Origin of the sequence: Gibbsiella quercinecans, assembly GCF_002291425.1 — a bacterium.
Lineage (GTDB): Bacteria > Pseudomonadota > Gammaproteobacteria > Enterobacterales > Enterobacteriaceae > Gibbsiella > Gibbsiella quercinecans.
In genome coordinates, this window is sequence record NZ_CP014136.1 from 4,278,589 (window position 1) to 4,296,855 (window position 18,267).

Genomic DNA, 18,267 nt, shown 5'->3' on the forward strand with positions numbered 1-18,267 from the left:
TTTTTTGCCGCAATTTGTTTCAATCCGCAGCGGGTAGCGATTTGCTGAACCGTTTTTGTGATCTAGATCGCTATTGAATGGTTGGCCTGCGGATGGTGATTGTTGTTTTCGCGGCGGGATTTTACAGTGTGGGGAGTATTTACTTTGCGGAGAACACACTGATGACCTATGCCCTCGTTGGGGATGTCGGCGGTACCAACGCTCGGCTGGCGTTATGCACCGTGGCGACGGGTGCCATTACCCAGGCGAAAACCTATTCCGGCCTGGAGTTTGATAGCCTGGAAGCGGTTATTCGCCAATACCTGAAAGAACATGACGTGGCGGTGCAGGATGCCTGTATCGCCATTGCCTGCCCGGTCACCGAAGATTGGGTGGCCATGACCAACCATACCTGGGCATTTTCGATCAAGGAAATGAAGGCCAATCTGGGGCTGAATCATTTGGAAGTCATCAATGATTTCACCGCGGTGTCGATGGCGATTCCGATGCTGGTCGATGACGACGTGATCCAGTTCGGCGGCGGCCAACCGCAAAAGGGCAAGCCGATTGCGGTCTATGGCGCCGGCACCGGGCTTGGCGTGTCCCACCTGGTGCACGTCAACCGGCGCTGGGTTAGCCTGCCGGGCGAGGGCGGCCACGTGGATTTTGCGCCGAACAGCGAAGAGGAGGATTTGATCCTCGAGGTGCTGCGCGCCGAAATCGGCCATGTTTCGGCCGAGCGAGTGCTCTCGGGGCCGGGGCTGGTGAACCTCTACCGGGCGATCGTTAAAGCGGACAACCGCCTGCCGGAAAAACTGGCGCCGAAAGACGTCACCGAGCGTGCGCTGGCAGACAGCTGCACCGATTGCCGCCGCGCGCTGTCGCTGTTTTGCGTGATCATGGGGCGTTTTGGCGGCAACCTGGCGCTGAATCTCGGGACGTTCGGCGGCGTTTATATTGCCGGCGGCATCGTGCCGCGCTTTATGGCGTTTTTTAAGGCTTCGGGCTTTCGCGCCGCATTTGAGGATAAAGGGCGCTTTAAGGATTATGTCCACCCGATTCCGGTGTTCATGATTACCCATGCGCAGCCGGGGTTGCTGGGCGCCGGCGCCCACCTGCGCCAGACGCTGGGGATGCATTTGTAACCGCTGGCCGTTACCCAAAAGAAAAAGGATGCCGCCGTTTGGCCGCATCCTTTTTTTTGGCGCGTTCGAATCAGGCGTTAGCCTGCGCCAACTGCGGGCGTTCGCCGCTTTGCGTTTTGTCGCTGCTGCCGTGCGGCGCCTTAATGAACAGCGTAATCAGCAGCGAGGCGATGGACAGCGCCGTAATCACAATAAAAGTGGCGTGGAAGCCGCCGAAGTATTTGGCGATGAAAGAACCCGCCATGGCGCCTAGCCCAAACCCCTGATAAATGATGCCGTAGTTCTTACTGTGGTTTTTCATCCCGAAGAAGTCACCGATAATGGCCGGGAAAACGGTAATGTTGCCGCCGAAGCAGAAGGCCACGGCGCCCACGCACAGGAAGAAAGCGGTATGGCTGAGGTGGAAGACGCTCAGGGCAACCACTGCCAGAATGGTAACCAGCATGGTGAAGCTGATCACCCGCATGCGGCCGACTTTATCCGACAGCGTGCCCAGGATGATGCGGCCGGCGGTGTTGCAGATGGCCACGGCGGAAACGGTGTTGGCCGCGGTGGCCAAATCCATGCCGGTCAGTTGCACACCCATGTCTTTGACAATGCCGATCAGGTACAGGCCGCTCATGCAGGCGCTAAAGAAAATAGCGAACAGCAGATAGGCTTCTTTGGTCGCCAACATTTGGCGCACGCTGTAATCACTGCGCGGTGCGCTGGATTGGCCCGCTGCACTCTGGGTGCTGGCCGGCTCTTTCAACCACAGCGAGCCGAAAACGATCAGCGCCATAATGATCGCGCCCCAGTAGAAGAATGCCGCAGACACGCCGGCGCCGGCGATCAGCGCGGAGTTTACGTATTTAAACAGCAGGCTGCCGCAGCCGAACGCGCCGACCGAAATGCCTGAAATCAGCCCTTTGTTGGCCGGGAACCATTTGATCAGGTTCGATAGCGTGGAAATATAGGCGATCCCCACCGCCAGGCCGACGATCACCCCGGCTAGCAGGTAAATCATGGTCAGTGAGCTGACGTAGGCGCTGGCGATCAACCCCAGGCCAACCAGCACACCGGCCGCCAGGGTCAGGTTGCGGATGCCGAAACGTTCTTGCAGCTTGCCGGCGAACAGCGTGGAGAACGCCAGGAAGAAGCTGGTGATGGAGAACGTGGTGGCCACATCGCCCAGCCCCCAGTGGAACTTATCCACCAGCGGTTGGTTGAACAGGCTCCAGGTGTAGATAGTGCCCAGGCCCATCTGGCAAATGATGGTGCCAAAAACGATTAAGCTACGATTTACCGGTTTGATGCTCATCGGCCGGTCTCCTTCCTCTGTAATAACGCGCCGGAATAGCGGCGGGTGGTTCGGGGCGGGTAGCCTGCGAAAGCCCCGCGGTATGGGCTTATTATAAAGGGGGCGCCGGTATGGAATGCCGGTTCGGGAATGAGCTGCCGCCGCAGAGGAATGAAATGCATCAGAGGCTGCATGAAGTGCCGATTTGGGGCCTAAAAGGGCGCGAAATACCGCCGTTGACATGTGATCTACATCAAACATATCAACAATTTATTGGGCGACGGCGGCGGTGAATTGTATGCAAAATGTGAAGATTGGGGCGCCAAGACGTAAATTGGTATTGTTCCTATAGAGCGGCGCAGGGCGCGGCACTATGTTGTCTGCAACCGGACCGTGTCCGCAATGCAGGAGACAACTGAATGAAGAAAGTATTGCTATTACTGGCCGTGCTGTTGCCATGGCCAATGATCAGCCATGCGGATATCTCCATTGGTGTGAGTGTGCCAGGCATATCGTTGCATATCGGCGATCGTGACAACCGTGGCTATTACTGGGATGGGGGGCGCTGGCGTGAACCTCGCTGGTGGCACCGGCATTATCCGCCGCGTGACGGCTATTATTATGCGCCGCCGCCACGTGTCTATTACGTGCCGCCACCGCCACCACCGCGCGGATGGCGTGACCGCCCGCCGCACCGGGATTATCACGACCACGATCATCACCACGATCGCGACGATCGCCGTGGCCCGCCACACAGATAATGGATTAAATACGCATTAGTTTACGGAATTCTTTCACTTTGCTGCGGCTGACCGGCACCTCAAATTCCAGGTCGCTCAGCCGCAGAATATAGGTGTTGTTGAACCACGGAACGATCTCGCGGATCTTCGATAAGTTGACGCAGTAGGAGCGGTGGCAGCGGTAAAAATGTTCTTCCGGCAGCCTGCTGTAAAATTCGGTGATGTTCATTGGCATGACGAATTCTTCACGCCGGGTATATACCCGCGTGACCTTTTCATCGGCGGCGGCATAGTAGATATCGTTGATATCCGTCACGATGATGCGTTCATCTTTCACCAGGTTGATGCTGTGGCCGCCGCGGCCGGCCGGAAGGGCCTGTTCCGCACCGCTGGCGGCCTGCCGGCTGTGCAGCGCCTCCAGCTTTTGCAGCATGGTGACGATGCGTGCCTCATGGTACGGTTTGAGGATGTAGTCAAAAGCTTCGATCTCGAAGGCTTCAACCGCATGTTCCTTGTAGGCGGTAATAAAAATAATCGCCGGGCGGTGGGCGAATTTACTGATGTTCTGCGCCAGCAGCACCCCGTCCAGCGAGGGAATATTGATATCCAGGAAAATGGCGTCCACCTGGTGGTTTTGCAGGTATTTCAGCACGTCGAGGCCATCTTCAAAGGTGGCTTCAATGGTGATATTGCTGTGCTTTTTTATCAGGTAGCTCAACTCTTCCTGCGCAAGGAATTCATCTTCGACAATAATGGCTTTCATGGTTGTGCCCCCGCGGTTTCTGTCTGCAGTTTGCTGCCGTTTCTGGTGACATAAAACACAATTTCGGTGCCCGGTTCCAGGCGGCGAATACACAGCCCCTTGCCGTACAGCAGTGAAACCCGATGGTGCACGTTCAGCAGGCCGATGTTATGGCCCGGCACTTCGTTGCGCGCAACGCGGTCGATCACCTGCTGCTCAATACCATTGCCGGTATCTTTTACCGAGATCCGGATGCATTCCCCCTGATCTTTCACCGCGATCACCACCACCCCTTTACCTTTGCAGGGCTGGATACCGTGAACAATGGCGTTTTCTACCAGCGGCTGGATCAGCAGGCTGGGGATGCGCACAGAAACATCATCATCGATGTCGTAAATCACCGTCAGCTTGCTGCCGAAGCGCGCCTGTTCAATCGCGATATAGTCCTGGATTTGGTGCAGCTCTTTGCGGATATCGATAAATTCGTCGTTCAATTCAAGATTGTACCGCAGGTAGCGCGACAGGTTGATAATCAACTGGCGCGCGGTATCCGGGTTCAGGCGAATCGACGAGGAAATGGCGTTCAGCGCGTTGAACAGGAAGTGGGGGTTGATTTTGCTTTGCAGCGCGCGCATTTCCGCTTTATCCGCCATTTGGCGCAGGTGTTCAATGCGCGAAACTTCCATCTGGGTGGAGATGATTTGCGACAGGCCGACGGCCATGACCTTCAGCGTATTGGTGATCTGGTGCGCGTGGCAGTAGTAAATTTTCAGCGCGCCGGACACGTTGCCCTTTTCCCACAGCGGGATCACCAACTGCGAGTGGATCTGCGGTGTGGCCGGGTTTTCCAGGTTGTTTTTGATGATGATTTTGCCGTGTCGGATGCTTTCGCGCGTTACGCGGCTGAGCCCTTCGCGCCCGATGGGGTAGGCCTCCTGACCAACTCCGACGTAGGCCAGCACCTGGTGCGTATCGGTCATAGCCACCGCGTCGGCCTTGATGTCATGGCGGATAATTTCACAGATGGTGGCCAGCGCTTCGCTGTTAACGTTGCGGAAATAGGGCAGGGTTTTGCGTGCGATATCCAGCGCCAGCTTGGCCTGGCGGGCGGCGATCACTTCTTTTTCATCTTCCACGCTTTGCACCAGCAGCACGATCAGGCCGATACACACCGTGCCCAGGATCATCGGCAGCGCAATCTTGGAAACGATATCCAGCCCGAGCGATGTGGGGGTTGCCCACAGCACAATCAGCAGCATAGTCAGGCTTTCGCACAGCATGCCGCCGACGATCCCGGCGCGCCAGCGCTGCTCTTTTTTCACCTTCAGGTTGATATAGCCGGCGCTGATGCCCGCGATAATGCTGGTGATCAGGCAGGGCACCGACGTAATGCCGCCAATATCAATTAAATAGCGATGCAGCCCGGCGATCACCCCGGTGATGATGCCAACCCACGGGCCGAACAGAATGCCGCCGGCCATGATGGCGATCACCCGCACGTTAACCAGCGAGCCTTCAACGTTGATGCCGGAATAGGTACTGAACAGGGCGAACAACGAAAAGATGGCCGTGACCGCCGCCAGTTCCAACGGCGTGTGTTCTTCTTTCTGCAATAGCTGGCGGAACAGCCGGGTGCGGGTGAGGAAGAACAGGCAAATCAACATCAGGGCGGCGCGATCAAACACCGCAAGCAGCATTTCAAAAAACGGGTGCACAGGGCGCTCTCGCTGTAGCAAAAAGAGAAAGCGAGTATATATGAGAGCGTGCGGCGGGCAAACCGCCGCACGGCGCGGGTTATTGCATACCTAACTGCGCTTTGCCCAGCGGCGTTAGCAGATCGGCGGTGGCGCGGCCGATGAAATCCACTTCAAAATCATCAGGGGCGAAATCCGGCGGCGTGCGGCCGGCCAGGAAGCTTGGCAACTGACGCTGCAGGTAGGCGTCGTTTTTCGCACAGCCCGGCGCCGCGGCGATATACATCACGTTGCTGTCGAATTCGCCATGGTGCTCGTTTTCCACCGCGTGGATCACGTCGCAATGCCAAAACACCGTATCGCCAGGCTCCAGATCGGGAATTGGGGAAATCCCACTAAGCAAAAGGGGATGCCATTTTTCCGAGATCGACAGCGCACGTCCCGGCGCCGCGTCGCACAAATCGTCCTCGGCGACGTCATCCTGCAGGGCGCGTAGCAGGATATACGCCATGGCGTTGGCGATGGGCACCAGATTCAGCGTGCCGGCGTGGGTGCGCTGCGGCGTGAGCGCCGTCCAGCCCTGGAATGTGCGGAACATCGAGCACACCGCGGGGGAGGCGATTTCACGCACTTCGGTACGGCCGTCCGCGGCAAAGGGATCGTACTGTTGCCAGTGGCCGGAAAAGACATGGCGGTAAACGTAGCGGAAGTTTTCATCCAGCCAGCGCTCAATGGTGCCGCTGTCGACGTGCGGCGACAGCCCCAGCGATGAGGAGTTGGGCGGGCGGCGGCGCGTGCGGTCGGCATAGGTAGCCACGCGCTGTGGATCAAAATGCTGTTTGCCGTTGCTTTGCGTTTCCCACAGGCTGTTGAGGAACACCTGCACGGCGTGCATCTGCTCATGCTGGCGCGCTTCCACCTGCGGTTTTGACCAATAAATGCCGTAGATCTGTGGCTTGCTGGCGGCCAGCTTGCCGAAGTAGTTATCTTCGGCGGCGTTTTTCAGCCGTTCGACGAAGTTGTTGCGCGCCAGATAATCACCGATTTCCTGGTTCCAGGCCGCGGCCTGCTGCGCGGGGAACACGCCGTGAATAGCACAACAGCCGCGTTGTTTTATCAGCGCTTTTTGCTGGTCGGTGACGCGGTTTTGCAGGATGTCTTCGGCGTTGAGCTGCGGCACCGGGTTTTCGCCGCTGGCCAGTTCCCGGCGGATTTGCGCCACCTGCTGACGGATGTTGTCTTCCAGCGCCACAAACACCTCGCGGTAGTTCGGCAGCGCCTGGCGTAGCTGCTGTTTAACGGTTTTTATTGCGCTGGGGATATCGTCAATCTGTAGGGATGACATGATGTTCTCCTTAGGTTGCCGTTGAATGTCTGCGGCGGCAGTGGGTTGCGTTTTTGTTGTCTCACTGTTAATGATTGTCTGCAATTATTGAGGAAAATAAAGAGATATATTTCATTTGAAACTTCCTCTTTTTTCGTTTTGCTGGCGCGATCGCATAAACGGTGCCGCCGGCATAGCGGCAAGCGACAAGGTAAAATTATGTTTCTGGGACTCGACAGCCCAGCCGCGCTGCGTTATGTTCAGTTTCCGGCCACGAAAACGGTGGCCAGCGTCGCTCGGACGGTCCGGGCGCTAACGTATCCCCGAGGAACCTATGGCTGATAATCACAGTCCGCGTCGTTTTACGCGCATCGAACGTCTCCCCCCTTACGTATTCAACATCACCGCCGAACTGAAGATGGCTGCGCGCCGGCGTGGTGAAGACATCATCGACTTCAGCATGGGTAACCCCGACGGCCCAACGCCGCCGCATATTGTGGAAAAACTCTGCACCGTGGCCCAGCGCGACGACACCCACGGCTACTCGACCTCACGCGGCATCCCGCGCCTGCGCCGCGCAATTTCGCGCTGGTATCAGGATCGCTATCAGGTCGAGATCGATCCGGAAAGCGAAGCCATTGTCACTATCGGCTCAAAAGAAGGGCTGGCGCACCTGATGCTGGCAACGCTCGATCATGGCGATACCGTGCTGGTGCCAAACCCGAGCTACCCGATCCATATTTACGGCGCCGTGATCGCCGGCGCCCAGGTGCGCTCGGTGCCGCTGGTGGAAGGCGGCGATTTCTTTGGTGAGCTGGAGCGCGCCATCCGCGAGACGATCCCGCGCCCAAAAATGATGATCCTCGGCTTCCCGTCCAACCCAACGGCGCAGTGCGTCGAGCTTGATTTCTTTGAGCGCGTGGTGGCGTTGGCGAAGCAATATAACGTGCTGGTGATCCACGATCTGGCCTATGCCGATATCGTTTACGACGGCTGGAAAGCCCCGTCGATCATGCAGGTGCCCGGCGCCAAAGACATCGCGGTGGAATTCTTCACGCTGTCGAAAAGCTACAATATGGCGGGTTGGCGCATCGGCTTTATGGTGGGCAATCAGGAATTGGTCAGCGCGTTGACGCGCATCAAAAGTTACCACGACTACGGCACGTTCACCCCGCTGCAGGTGGCGGCCATCGCCGCCCTGGAAGGGGACCAGCAGTGCGTGCTGGATATTGCCGAGCAGTATCGCCAGCGGCGCAACGTGTTGGTGAAAGGGTTGCATGAAGCCGGTTGGATGGTGGAAAACCCGAAAGCCTCGATGTATGTGTGGGCGAAAATCCCGGAACCTTACGCGCACATGGGCTCGCTGGAGTTCGCCAAACGCCTGCTGGCGGAGGCGAAAGTCTGCGTGTCGCCGGGCATCGGCTTTGGCGATTACGGCGACGATCACGTGCGCTTTGCGCTGATCGAAAACCAGGATCGCATTCGCCAGGCGGTGCGCGGGATTAAAGCGATGTTCCGCGCAGACGGGCTGCTCAAGCCAGGGGCGAAACACAGCACGGCCGCCGCCGAGAAATAATTGGCCGCCAGCGGCCGGCAATAAAAAACCCCAGGGGGCTAACCTTGGGGTTTTTTACATTTGAAAGGGGCTGAATGCCCCTTGCCTGGTGATTAGCCGGTCAGGAGACCATAAACATGAAGGTGCCAACCCATGCAACCAGCATAAACGACACGCCCAGCAAAAAATATTTCACTGAATAACTCCCGTTTGGAGTTCCTCGCCAGCAACGATCCCGATTGTTGTGCTGAGATTTTATGGGTTATCAGCGGCCTGCCGGTGGTTGTTCAAATCAGGAACAACAATGCCTGCGGCTGCAAATCACCCTGTTGCCGTGTTTCCTTGTCCTTGAGGTTAACGTGAGCCACGGCAGGATCGGCGCTAATGTACTCTCAATGCCGGAATGATTTCAATACTGTGTATTTGATCACATTTATTGATGGTTTCTTAACCATTTCCTGTCTGATGGACCGTGCGCTAGCCGTGGTGGAGCAGCCTGCGCCAGCCGGTATTTTATAATCGGCGGGGCGGGCGTTAACGCGGCAACAATGCTCATTTATCTAGGCTGTGTCCCGCAATAGGTCGTGGTGCCGTCGTTGCGTCCAAAGCCCGTCATCAAGGCAGAGGGCGCAGGGCATAGTGGGCCTATGTTCAAGCCCGATAACGCAGAGGACGGGCTTTGGGGGCACGACCCTCCGGGCTGGGGCCATTGGGCTGCGCTTCTGCGTTGCTCGCCGTTTATTTGGGCCCGCCAAACCGCACGGCTTGCGCCTTGACGCGCAGCCCAATGACCGCCAGCGGCACTCACGCATTATTACGGGACACAGCCTAGCGTTGAGGTTTGGCCTTATCGCCCGCGGCAGAATCCAGTTTGTTCACACCGAACAATGCATTAACATAACGCTTACTCTCACTGGCATGGCTACGATGGATATCCGATGCGTCACCTGGCTGCTCTTTTACCTTTGATCACCTTGCTGGCTGCCTGCAGCAGCAATCCAAAACCAACTATCGCCTCCCCGCAAACGGCGGCGGCTAAAAATGAGGGCTTTCTGCTGACGCCAGAGCATAGTGTTAGCCCGCTGAGCGGGGATTTCGCCGCTAATCCGGCGACGGAACGCTTTATCGATAAAATGGTGCGGGAACATGGTTTTGAGCGCCAGCAACTGCACGACGTGCTGGCGCAGGCCAAGCAACTGGATTGGGTATTGCGCCTGATGGATCAGCAGGCGCCGACGGCGTTGCCGCCATCCGGCCCGAACGGCGCGTGGCTCCGCTATCGCGGCAAATTTATTACGCCGGATAATGTTCAAAACGGCGTAGTGTTCTGGAACCAGTATCAGGACGCCTTGCAGCGTGCCCAGCAAATATACGGGGTGCCGCCGGAAATTATCGTCGGCATTATTGGGGTGGAAACCCGCTGGGGGCGCGTGATGGGGAAAACGCGCATCATCGACGCTCTGGCGACTCTGGCCTTTGCTTACCCGCGCCGCGCCGAGTTTTTCAGCAGCGAGCTGGAAACATTCCTGTTAATGGCCCGTGCTGAGCAAGACGATCCGTTGGATCTGCGCGGCTCGTATGCCGGCGCCATGGGCTATGGGCAATTTATGCCTTCGTCATTCAAGAACTACGCGGTTGATTTTAACGGCGATGGCCATATCAACCTGTGGGATCCGGTGGATGCTATCGGCAGCGTGGCTAGCTACTTTAAAGCGCATGGCTGGCAGCCGGGTGCCGGCGTGGCGGTGGCCGCTAACGGCCAGGCGCCAGGGTTGGCAAACGGCTTTAAGACACGCTATAACGTTGCCGCCCTGCGTGAGGCCAGTTTAACCCCGCAGAGCCCGCTGGCCGGGGAGCAAGAGGTGAGCCTGCTGCGCCTTGATATGGGCAGCAGCTATCAATATTGGTTTGGCTTGCCGAACTTCTATGTGATTACCCGCTATAACCACAGTACCCACTACGCCATGGCGGTATGGCAACTGGGCGAGGCAGTCAGCCGCGCCGCCCGCGGGGTGAACTGAGCCGGGTTATTCAGGCGTTATCTTTCCACCAATGTATAAAGCACGCCAGCCCCTCGGGGCTGGCTAATCTCATTTCGGCCCGCCGCTGCTCGCCATCGTGATGAAGGTGTGCTGTAAGTCACCTTTTGCTTGAATAGCGTAATTATTTGCGCCAAATCAAAACCCGCTTCGTGCTACCATTGTCATACAAAATAAAAGGTCTTTTAGCCATTTAATTTACGTGGGTAATACGTGCCCACATTGTATGAGCTTCATTTGAATGTAAGCATGGAGGAGCCCGATGCGGGTAAGCAGAAGGCAGTTTTTTAGGATTTGTGCCGGCGGGATGGCGGGTACAACCGTCGCCGCCCTTGGATTCACCCCCTCAATCGCGTTAGCCGAAACGCGCCAATATAAACTCTTGCGTTCAAAAGAAACCCGAAACAACTGCACCTATTGTTCAGTGGGCTGCGGGGTGATCCTCTATAGCATGGGGGATGGGGCCAAGAACGTGCGCGAGAGCATCTTCCACGTGGAGGGCGATCCGGATCACCCAGTGAGCCGCGGCTCACTGTGCCCGAAAGGGGCTGGGGTGCTGGATTATATTCACAGTGAAAACCGGCTGCGCTATCCGCAGTACCGCGCGCCCGGCACCGATCGCTGGCAACGCATCAGTTGGGAGGAGGCGATTGAACGCATCGCCCGCCTGATGAAAGACGATCGCGACGCCAACTTTGTTGAAAAGAATGCGCAGAACGTTACCGTCAACCGCTGGACGACCACCGGCATGTTGTGCTCTTCGGCCGCCAGTAATGAAACCGGGCTGCTGGATCAAAAATTCACCCGCGCGCTCGGCATGGTGGCGATCGATTGCCAGGCCCGTTTGTGCCATGGCCCGACGGTTTCAGCCCTGGCGCCCACCTTTGGCCGCGGTGCGATGACCAACAACTGGGTCGATATTAAAAATGCCAACTTGGTGTTGATCATGGGCGGCAACGCGGCGGAAGCGCACCCGGTGGGATTTAAATGGGTGATAGAAGCGAAAACGCAAAATGACGCCACCGTGGTAGTGGTGGATCCGCGCTTTAACCGCAGCGCCGCCGTGGCGGATCTCTATTCGCCGATCCGTGCCGGCTCCGACGCCGCTTTCCTGCTGGGCGTGATTCACTATCTGATTGAAAATAATAAAATTCAATCGGAGTACGTGAAGAATTACACCAATGCCAGTTTCCTGGTGCGGGAGGATTATACCTTCCACGATGGGCTGTTCAGCGGTTACGACGCAGAAAAACGGCAATATGACAAACACACCTGGTTCTATCAGCTTGATGAACAAGGCTATGCGCGGCGTGATAGCACGCTGACCGATCCACGCTGCGTGTGGAACCTGTTGAAACAGCATGTCAGCCGTTACACGCCCGAGCTGGTCAACCGTCTGTGCGGCACACCGCAAGACGACTTCCTGAAAATCTGCGCGTTATTGGCCGAAACCAGCGCCCCCGACCGTACTGCAACCATTCTGTATGCCTTGGGGTGGACGCACCATTCCGGCGGCGCACAGATTATCCGCTGTGCGGCGATGGTGCAGCTGTTGTTGGGCAATATCGGCATGCCCGGCGGTGGGGTCAATGCGCTGCGTGGCCACTCGAACATTCAGGGCTATACCGATCTGGGCTTGCTCTCCACCAACCTTCCCGGCTATATGCCGTTGCCTTCTGAAAAGCAGGCCGATTACCAGAGCTATATCACGCAAATCACGCCGGCCAGCCTGGGGCAGAACGAAGTCAACTTCTGGCACAACACGCCCAACTTTTTCGTCAGCATGATGAAAAGCTTTTGGGGTGATAAGGCCAGCGCGCAAAACCAGTGGGGCTATGACTGGCTGCCGAAGTGGGATCGCCTGTATGACGTATTAACGCAGGCGGAGCTGATGGCCCAGGGCAAAATGAACGGCTATATCGTTCAGGGTTTTAACCCGTTAGCGGCGTTCCCGGATAAGAATAAATCGGCGCGGGCGCTGGCGAAGCTGAAATACATGGTGGTGATCGATCCGCTGGTGACGGAATCTTCCAATTTCTGGCAGAACCACGGTGAGATGAATGACATTAATCCGGCGGACATCCAGACCGAAGTGTTCCGCTTGCCGTCCTCTTGCTTTGCTGAAGAAGACGGCTCGATCGCCAACTCCGGCCGTTGGCTGCAGTGGCACTGGGCGGCGGCGGAGCCGCCGGGTGAGGCGTTGCACGACGGCAAGATTATCGGCCGCCTGTTTACCCGGCTGCGCGACATGTATCGCCGGGAAGGTGGCGCCAACCCAGAACCGGTGCTGAATATGGCCTGGGATTACCATGATCCGGCCGATCCTACCCCGGAAGAGATCGCCCGCGAAGCCAACGGCAAAGCCCTGGCGGATATTACCGACGCCGCTGGCAATGTGGTGGTGAAAAAGGGGCAGCAGATCAGCGCGTTTTCCCAGTTGAAAGCGGACGGCTCAACCAGCAGCTTCTGCTGGATTTATGCCGGGAGCTGGACGGAGAAAGGCAACCAGATGGATAACCGCGACAACAGCGATCCTTCCGGGCTGGGCTGCACGCCCGGCTGGGCCTGGTCATGGCCGGCCAACCGCCGCATCCTGTATAACCGGGCATCGGTGGATCCGCAGGGCAAACCCTGGGATGCCAAACGCGAAATCATCCGCTGGGACGGCGCCAAATGGGTGGGGTTTGACGTGGCGGATTACAGCCAGGCCGCGCCAGGCAGCGGCGTCGGGCCGTTTATTATGAACCAGGAAGGCGTCGGCCGTTTATTCTCGCTGGATAAAATGAACGACGGCCCGTTCCCGGAACACTATGAACCGGTTGAAACGCCGATTGGCACCAACCCGCTGCACCCGGCTGTGGTTTCCAACCCAGCCGCGCGTATTTTTGCTGACGATTTGCAAAATATGGGGCGTGCGGAGGAGTTCCCCTATGTCGCCACGACGTATTCGATCACCGAGCTGTTCCGCCATTGGACCAAACATGCGCGGCTAAACGCCATTGTTCAGCCGGAGCAGTTTATCGAGATCGGCGAAGCGCTGGCTAGCCGCAAAGGCATCGCCCAGGGCGACGAAGTTCGCATCTCGTCTAAACGCGGTTTTATCAAGGCGAAAGCGGTGGTAACCAAGCGTATTCGGCCACTGCTGATTAACGGCAGTGAGGTGGAAACGATCGGTATTCCTTGCCACTGGGGCTTTGAAGGCGAAACCCGCAAGGGGTTCCTGGCCAATACCCTGACGCCGTCGGTTGGCGATGCCAACTCGCAGACGCCGGAGTATAAGGCCTTCTTAGTGAACGTGGAAAAGGTGTAAGGAGCCGAATTTATGTCCATGCAATCCCAAGACATTATCAAACGTTCGGCCACCAATGCGATGACGCCGCCGCCGCAGGCCCGTTCCCATAAGGAAGAAGTCGCCAAGCTGATTGACGTTTCTATCTGCATTGGCTGCAAGGCTTGCCAGGTGGCCTGTTCGGAATGGAACGACATTCGTGACGAGGTGGGGCACTGCACCGGCGTTTACGATAACCCAGCCGATCTGAGCGCCAAATCCTGGACGCTGATGCGCTTTAGCGAAACCGAGCAGAACGGCAAGCTGGAGTGGCTGATCCGCAAAGACGGCTGCATGCACTGCGCCGAGCCGGGCTGCCTGAAGGCTTGCCCTTCAGCCGGGGCGATTATTCAGTATGCCAACGGCATTGTGGATTTTCAGTCTGAGCACTGTATCGGCTGTGGCTACTGTATCGCCGGTTGCCCGTTCAACATCCCGCGCCTGAACCCGGACGATCACCGGGTATATAAATGCACCTTGTGCGTCGACCGCGTTACCGTGGGGCAGGAGCCGGCGTGTGTGAAGACCTGCCCAACCGGCGCCATCCACTTTGGCAGCAAACAAGACATGCTGGATCTGGGGGCGGAACGCGTTGCGCATCTGCAAAAGCGCGGCTATGCACAGGCCGGCGTTTACAACCCGCAGGGCGTGGGCGGCACCCATGTGATGTACGTGTTGCACCATGCCGATCGGCCGGAGCTTTATCACAACCTGCCCAAAGAGCCGCAGATCGCTATGCCGGTCAACCTGTGGAAAGGCGTGTTGAAACCCCTGGCGGCCGCAGGCTTTATCGCCACCTTCGCCAGCCTGATTTTCCACTACATCGGCATTGGGCCAAACAATGAGACCGAGGATGACGATGAGGAGAATGGTCATGAGTAAAAGCAAGATGATTGTTCGCACCCGGTTCATCGATCGCGCCTGTCATTGGACGGTGGTGATCTGCTTCTTCCTGGTGGCGCTCTCGGGGATTGCGTTGTTCTTCCCCACGTTGCAGTGGCTGACGGAAACCTTCGGCACGCCGCAGATGGGGCGCATTCTGCACCCGTTTTTCGGCGTGGTGATTTTCCTGGCGCTGGTGTTTATGTTTTTCCGCTTTGTAAAACATAACATCCCGGAAAAGGAAGATCTGCCGTGGATCAAAGGCATCGTCGAGGTGTTGAAAGGCAATGAGCACAAGGTGGCGGACGTCGGCAAATACAATGCCGGGCAGAAGATGATGTTCTGGAGCATCATGAGCATGATTTTTGTGCTGCTGGTCACCGGGGTGATTATCTGGCGGCCGTATTTTGCGCCGTTCTTCCCGATTGTGTGGATCCGCATTGCGCTGTTGATCCACGCCACGGCGGGCATCGTGCTGATCCATGCCATTTTGATTCATATGTACATGGCCTTTTGGGTGAAAGGTTCGATAAAAGGCATGATTGAAGGCAAGGTCAGCCGCCGCTGGGCGAAGAAGCACCATCCGCGCTGGTATCGCCAGATCGAAGCCAAAGAAACACAGGAAGAAAAGGGCGGAGTGTAAGCGCCTGCCCTGGTGCCGGGATCGCCGTTGCGTTGCCCGGCACCGAGTTAGCTTCAGCCTGGCTTATTTGCGCGGGCTGCGCCCCGTTTCACAATTCAGTCAATACTCGCCCAATTTCGAATGAAAATTCGCCCATATTTGCTAGAATGGTTGTCATGCGAAATTTTTATTTTATTTCCACATGAGCACCGCCATGCCGAATAACCAAACGCAACTGTCTTTACTTCAGGAAGATATCCGTAGCCGTTACGATACGCTGAGCAAACGTCTTAAACAGGTCGCGCGCTATATATTAGACAACAGCAACAGCGTGGCTTTTGATACGGTGGCATCCATTGCCCAGCATGCCGACGTTCCTCCGTCGACGCTGATTCGCTTTGCCAATGCTTTTGGCTTCAGCGGTTTCAACGAGATGAAGCAGGTTTTCCGCCAGCACCTGATGGAAGAGACGGTCAGCTATACGGAGCGCGCCCGCCTGTTCCGCCAGACTTCCGCACAGGAAGGGAACGCCGCGCCGGAAAAACCGGCGGAGATCCTGAACGTTTTTTCCATGGTGAACACCCAGGCGCTGCAACAGCTTCCAGCCCAAATCAAGCCGGAAATGCTCGATCAGGCGGTCGCGTTGCTTTCGCAGGCGGAAAATATTTATGTTATTGGCCTGCGCCGTTCATTCAGCGTCGCCAGCTATTTGACCTATGCCCTGCGGCACCTGGAACGCCGGGCGTTCCTGATCGATGGTCTTGGCGGCATGTTCTCTGAGCAATTGAGTATGGTCAGCCCTAATGATGTGGTGATCGCCATCAGTTATTCGCCTTATGCCCAGGAAGCCATCGAACTGGTGGCGCTGGGGGCGAAGCGCGGCGCGCGCCAGATAGCGATTACCGACAGCCAGGTTAGCCCGCTGGCCGCTTTCAGCGACGTGTGTTTTGTGGTGCGCGAGGCGCAGGTGGATGGCTTCCGCTCCCAGGTCGCTTCCATGTGCCTGGCGCAAACGCTGGCGGTTTCCCTGGCGTTGACCAACGTTGGCTAATTAATCTGCTTGATGCTGTGCCAAACCCGTACGTGCGGTAGGGCAGCGCGGTGATCCATTAGAATCATCGCGTTGCCCCGGCACGCAGCGCTATTTTAATTCAGCGGTGGTAGCGTGCTTGCCGCGCAGCTGTTGCAGTTTAAGCGTGGCGATATGTTCAATATCTTCCAACGATACGCCTTTGGTTTCAGGCACGTAACGGGCGATGAAGATGTAGCAGACCAGGTTAAAGACCACGAATATCCACATCGAGAAGGCCCCGCCGAACTGGGCCTGTAAAAAGGCGTTCTCGTTGATAACCGGGAAAAACTGCGAAATAAGAAAATTGGCGATCCACATCAGGCTAACCGCCAGCCCCATACCAATGCCTTTGATTCTTTCCGGGAATATTTCAGAAATGAGCACCCAGCAACCCACGCTCCAACTGGCGGCGAACAGCAGCATAAAGAACAGCATGCCGAAGATGGTGATATAACCGGTGTCATGGTTATACAAGCCATAGGAGGCGATCAGTAGACCAATGATTGATCCGATGGTGCCGATTTTCATGATTGGCAAGCGGCCGTGGCGATCGAACAGGATCATGCCGATGACGCTGCCCACCCCGTTACATACGGCGATAAAGATCGTTTGAAACATCACCGTGTTGGGGCCACTGCCGCTGCTTTGCAGAACCAGCGGCGCATAATAGTTCATAACGTTAACGCCGGTAAATTGCTGAAGCACGGCGATGCAGCAGCCGACGATTAAAATGTATTTCAATACCGGCGATGCCCGCAGGCTGAGGTTTTTCGCTTCGCCTGGCTCTGTTTTTTGGCTGCGCATGGTGTCGAATACACCGCGAACTTCGCTGGCGCTGTAGCCGGGATAAACCCGCGCCAACACCTGAAGCGATCTTTTCTCGCCTTTGTTATTCCTGGCGCACCAGGCAGGGGATTCCGGCAGAAACAGCGTGATCACCAGCATAGCGATAGAAGGCACCAGTTGGGTGAGCAGCATCGTGCGCCAGCCATGCTCTACCAAAAGCGTTTCCGTCATTGCTTTGCCAATCATGAAATTCACAATAAAAACAATTACCTGACCAAGCACGATTGAGATGTTGTAAATGCCCAACGCTTTGCCGCGGATAGCTGCTGGGGAGAGCTCTGACATATACATGGGCGATGCGGTGCCCGCCATGCCGACAGCGAAACCGCAAAGAATACGCGAGACGGAGAAGGCGGTGAAGCTTTCCGCCAGCCCGGAGCCAAGCGCAGAGACGATAAAAATCGCCGCCATGATCAACAGCGCCGTTTTGCGCCCCCAGCGATCGGCGATCTTGCCGCCGGCCAGCGCGCCAAAAATACAGCCGACAATCACGCTGGAAACGGCCCAACCGGTTTCGGTTGGATTGAGGCTATAAAATTTCTGTATCGGTACCACCACCCCGGTAATTACCCCGGTTGAATAACCGAACATAAGGCCCCCCAGTGCGGCTACACAGCACAGTATGTAGACGTACATAGAGTTATATCTGATGTCGTTCGACATTTTCATTAATCTCCGTATAGGCAACCCAGATGGGTAGCGGTGATATAAATTTACTTTTTTAATGGAATCTATGATCTGTTTTTATCAATTATGAAATAAATATTTTTTTATCTGGATCACGAAACCACCAAAATGTGATTTTGTTTCTGGGAAGGTGGCGGTGGTGAAGTGCAGCCTACGGTAGTGATTGGTGGGCGCTAGCCTGGATGGTGTTACCCTGTGGCCACTGGCTACGGCTTTCCCTTAGCTCGGCATTTGGTGCTGGTTTATGCCTTGCTAACTGATGGAAGGCAGGGAACGAACCGGGACGCTGTTTGTCATGTTTGACCATTGCGCTGCGGTGTAAGTTATCGCCGG

At 56.6% G+C, this 18,267-nt stretch carries 14 protein-coding genes; 8 read left to right on the top strand and 6 right to left on the bottom strand.

Annotated elements, in window-relative coordinates:
• Positions 1-158 precede the first annotated feature (158 nt).
• A complete protein-coding gene (glk, locus tag ACN28Q_RS19585) occupies positions 159-1,124 on the top strand; it encodes a glucokinase (RefSeq protein ID WP_095849107.1) in 966 nt (321 codons plus the stop codon).
• Positions 1,125-1,194: 70 nt separating this feature from the next.
• Here the strand turns inward: glk and ACN28Q_RS19590 are convergent, their stop codons facing one another.
• Positions 1,195-2,424 (bottom strand): L-lactate MFS transporter, encoded by a 1,230-nt coding sequence (locus ACN28Q_RS19590; protein WP_095847873.1) that lies wholly within the window; start codon positions 2,422-2,424, stop codon positions 1,195-1,197.
• A gap of 398 nt (positions 2,425-2,822) precedes the next feature.
• Here ACN28Q_RS19590 and ACN28Q_RS19595 point away from each other — a divergent pair, with 398 nt between their 5' ends.
• Complete coding sequence (locus tag ACN28Q_RS19595) at positions 2,823-3,164, top strand: DUF2502 domain-containing protein (protein ID WP_095847874.1); 342 nt, start codon at positions 2,823-2,825, stop codon at positions 3,162-3,164.
• Positions 3,165-3,168: 4 nt separating this feature from the next.
• Here the strand turns inward: ACN28Q_RS19595 and ACN28Q_RS19600 are convergent, their stop codons facing one another.
• The 3 genes from ACN28Q_RS19600 to ACN28Q_RS19610 all read right to left on the bottom strand — a co-directional run bounded on the left by ACN28Q_RS19600 (position 3,169) and on the right by ACN28Q_RS19610 (position 6,924).
• Positions 3,169-3,906, bottom strand: coding sequence for a LytR/AlgR family response regulator transcription factor (locus ACN28Q_RS19600; protein ID WP_095847875.1), 738 nt, complete (start codon positions 3,904-3,906; stop codon positions 3,169-3,171).
• Positions 3,903-5,582 carry a sensor histidine kinase gene (locus ACN28Q_RS19605; protein WP_095849108.1) on the bottom strand — a complete coding sequence of 560 codons (1,680 nt, stop codon included), beginning with the start codon at positions 5,580-5,582 and terminating at the stop codon, positions 3,903-3,905. Before ACN28Q_RS19605 ends, ACN28Q_RS19600 begins: the two co-directional genes overlap by 4 nt.
• A 97-nt stretch (positions 5,583-5,679) precedes the next feature.
• Positions 5,680-6,924, bottom strand: coding sequence for a DUF1479 domain-containing protein (locus ACN28Q_RS19610; RefSeq protein ID WP_095847876.1), 1,245 nt, complete (start codon positions 6,922-6,924; stop codon positions 5,680-5,682).
• Positions 6,925-7,237: 313 nt separating this feature from the next.
• On the opposite strand from ACN28Q_RS19610, the gene alaC reads away from it, so the two are divergent.
• Positions 7,238-8,479, top strand: coding sequence for an alanine transaminase (gene alaC, locus ACN28Q_RS19615; RefSeq protein ID WP_095847877.1), 1,242 nt, complete (start codon positions 7,238-7,240; stop codon positions 8,477-8,479).
• Between the two features lie 100 nt (positions 8,480-8,579).
• Here the strand turns inward: alaC and ypdK are convergent, their stop codons facing one another.
• Positions 8,580-8,654, bottom strand: coding sequence for a membrane protein YpdK (ypdK, locus tag ACN28Q_RS19620; RefSeq protein WP_121525611.1), 75 nt, complete (start codon positions 8,652-8,654; stop codon positions 8,580-8,582).
• A gap of 742 nt (positions 8,655-9,396) precedes the next feature.
• Here ypdK and mltB point away from each other — a divergent pair.
• The 5 genes from mltB (at position 9,397) to ACN28Q_RS19645 (ending at position 16,380) form a co-directional block, all read left to right on the top strand.
• Positions 9,397-10,479 (top strand): lytic murein transglycosylase B, encoded by a 1,083-nt coding sequence (gene mltB / locus ACN28Q_RS19625; protein WP_095847878.1) that lies wholly within the window; start codon positions 9,397-9,399, stop codon positions 10,477-10,479.
• Positions 10,480-10,759: 280 nt separating this feature from the next.
• Positions 10,760-13,807: a formate dehydrogenase-N subunit alpha gene (gene fdnG, locus ACN28Q_RS19630; protein ID WP_095847879.1), complete on the top strand. Its 3,048-nt coding sequence runs from the start codon at positions 10,760-10,762 to the stop codon at positions 13,805-13,807.
• A 12-nt stretch (positions 13,808-13,819) separates the two neighbouring features.
• Positions 13,820-14,707, top strand: a complete 888-nt coding sequence (gene fdxH / locus ACN28Q_RS19635; RefSeq protein WP_095847880.1) for a formate dehydrogenase subunit beta — start codon at positions 13,820-13,822, stop codon at positions 14,705-14,707.
• Positions 14,700-15,350: a formate dehydrogenase-N subunit gamma gene (fdnI, locus tag ACN28Q_RS19640; protein WP_183096557.1), complete on the top strand. Its 651-nt coding sequence runs from the start codon at positions 14,700-14,702 to the stop codon at positions 15,348-15,350. The genes fdxH and fdnI overlap by 8 nt, the downstream gene beginning before the upstream one ends.
• Positions 15,351-15,543: 193 nt before the next feature.
• A complete protein-coding gene (locus ACN28Q_RS19645) occupies positions 15,544-16,380 on the top strand; it encodes a MurR/RpiR family transcriptional regulator (RefSeq protein WP_095847882.1) in 837 nt (278 codons plus the stop codon).
• 90 nt (positions 16,381-16,470) lie between these two features.
• Here the strand turns inward: ACN28Q_RS19645 and ACN28Q_RS19650 are convergent, their stop codons facing one another.
• The gene (locus ACN28Q_RS19650; RefSeq protein ID WP_095849109.1) at positions 16,471-17,910 is read right to left on the bottom strand and encodes a sugar porter family MFS transporter; all 1,440 of its coding nucleotides are present in this window, start codon (positions 17,908-17,910) and stop codon (positions 16,471-16,473) included.
• Positions 17,911-18,267 lie beyond the last annotated feature (357 nt).

Excerpts from the sequence above, each read along its gene's own strand:
- ACN28Q_RS19610 (WP_095847876.1), bottom strand. The coding sequence starts at position 6,924 with ATGTCATCCCTACAGATTGACGATATCCCCAGCGCAATAAAAACCGTT.
- ACN28Q_RS19595 (WP_095847874.1), top strand. The coding sequence starts at position 2,823 with ATGAAGAAAGTATTGCTATTACTGGCCGTGCTGTTGCCATGGCCAATG.
- fdnG (WP_095847879.1), top strand. The coding sequence starts at position 10,760 with ATGCGGGTAAGCAGAAGGCAGTTTTTTAGGATTTGTGCCGGCGGGATG.
- alaC (WP_095847877.1), top strand. The coding sequence starts at position 7,238 with ATGGCTGATAATCACAGTCCGCGTCGTTTTACGCGCATCGAACGTCTC.
- ACN28Q_RS19605 (WP_095849108.1), bottom strand. The coding sequence starts at position 5,582 with ATGCTGCTTGCGGTGTTTGATCGCGCCGCCCTGATGTTGATTTGCCTG.
- ACN28Q_RS19590 (WP_095847873.1), bottom strand. The coding sequence starts at position 2,424 with ATGAGCATCAAACCGGTAAATCGTAGCTTAATCGTTTTTGGCACCATC.
- mltB (WP_095847878.1), top strand. The coding sequence starts at position 9,397 with ATGCGTCACCTGGCTGCTCTTTTACCTTTGATCACCTTGCTGGCTGCC.
- fdxH (WP_095847880.1), top strand. The coding sequence starts at position 13,820 with ATGTCCATGCAATCCCAAGACATTATCAAACGTTCGGCCACCAATGCG.
- ACN28Q_RS19650 (WP_095849109.1), bottom strand. The coding sequence starts at position 17,910 with ATGTCGAACGACATCAGATATAACTCTATGTACGTCTACATACTGTGC.
- fdnI (WP_183096557.1), top strand. The coding sequence starts at position 14,700 with ATGAGTAAAAGCAAGATGATTGTTCGCACCCGGTTCATCGATCGCGCC.
- ACN28Q_RS19600 (WP_095847875.1), bottom strand. The coding sequence starts at position 3,906 with ATGAAAGCCATTATTGTCGAAGATGAATTCCTTGCGCAGGAAGAGTTG.
- ACN28Q_RS19645 (WP_095847882.1), top strand. The coding sequence starts at position 15,544 with ATGCCGAATAACCAAACGCAACTGTCTTTACTTCAGGAAGATATCCGT.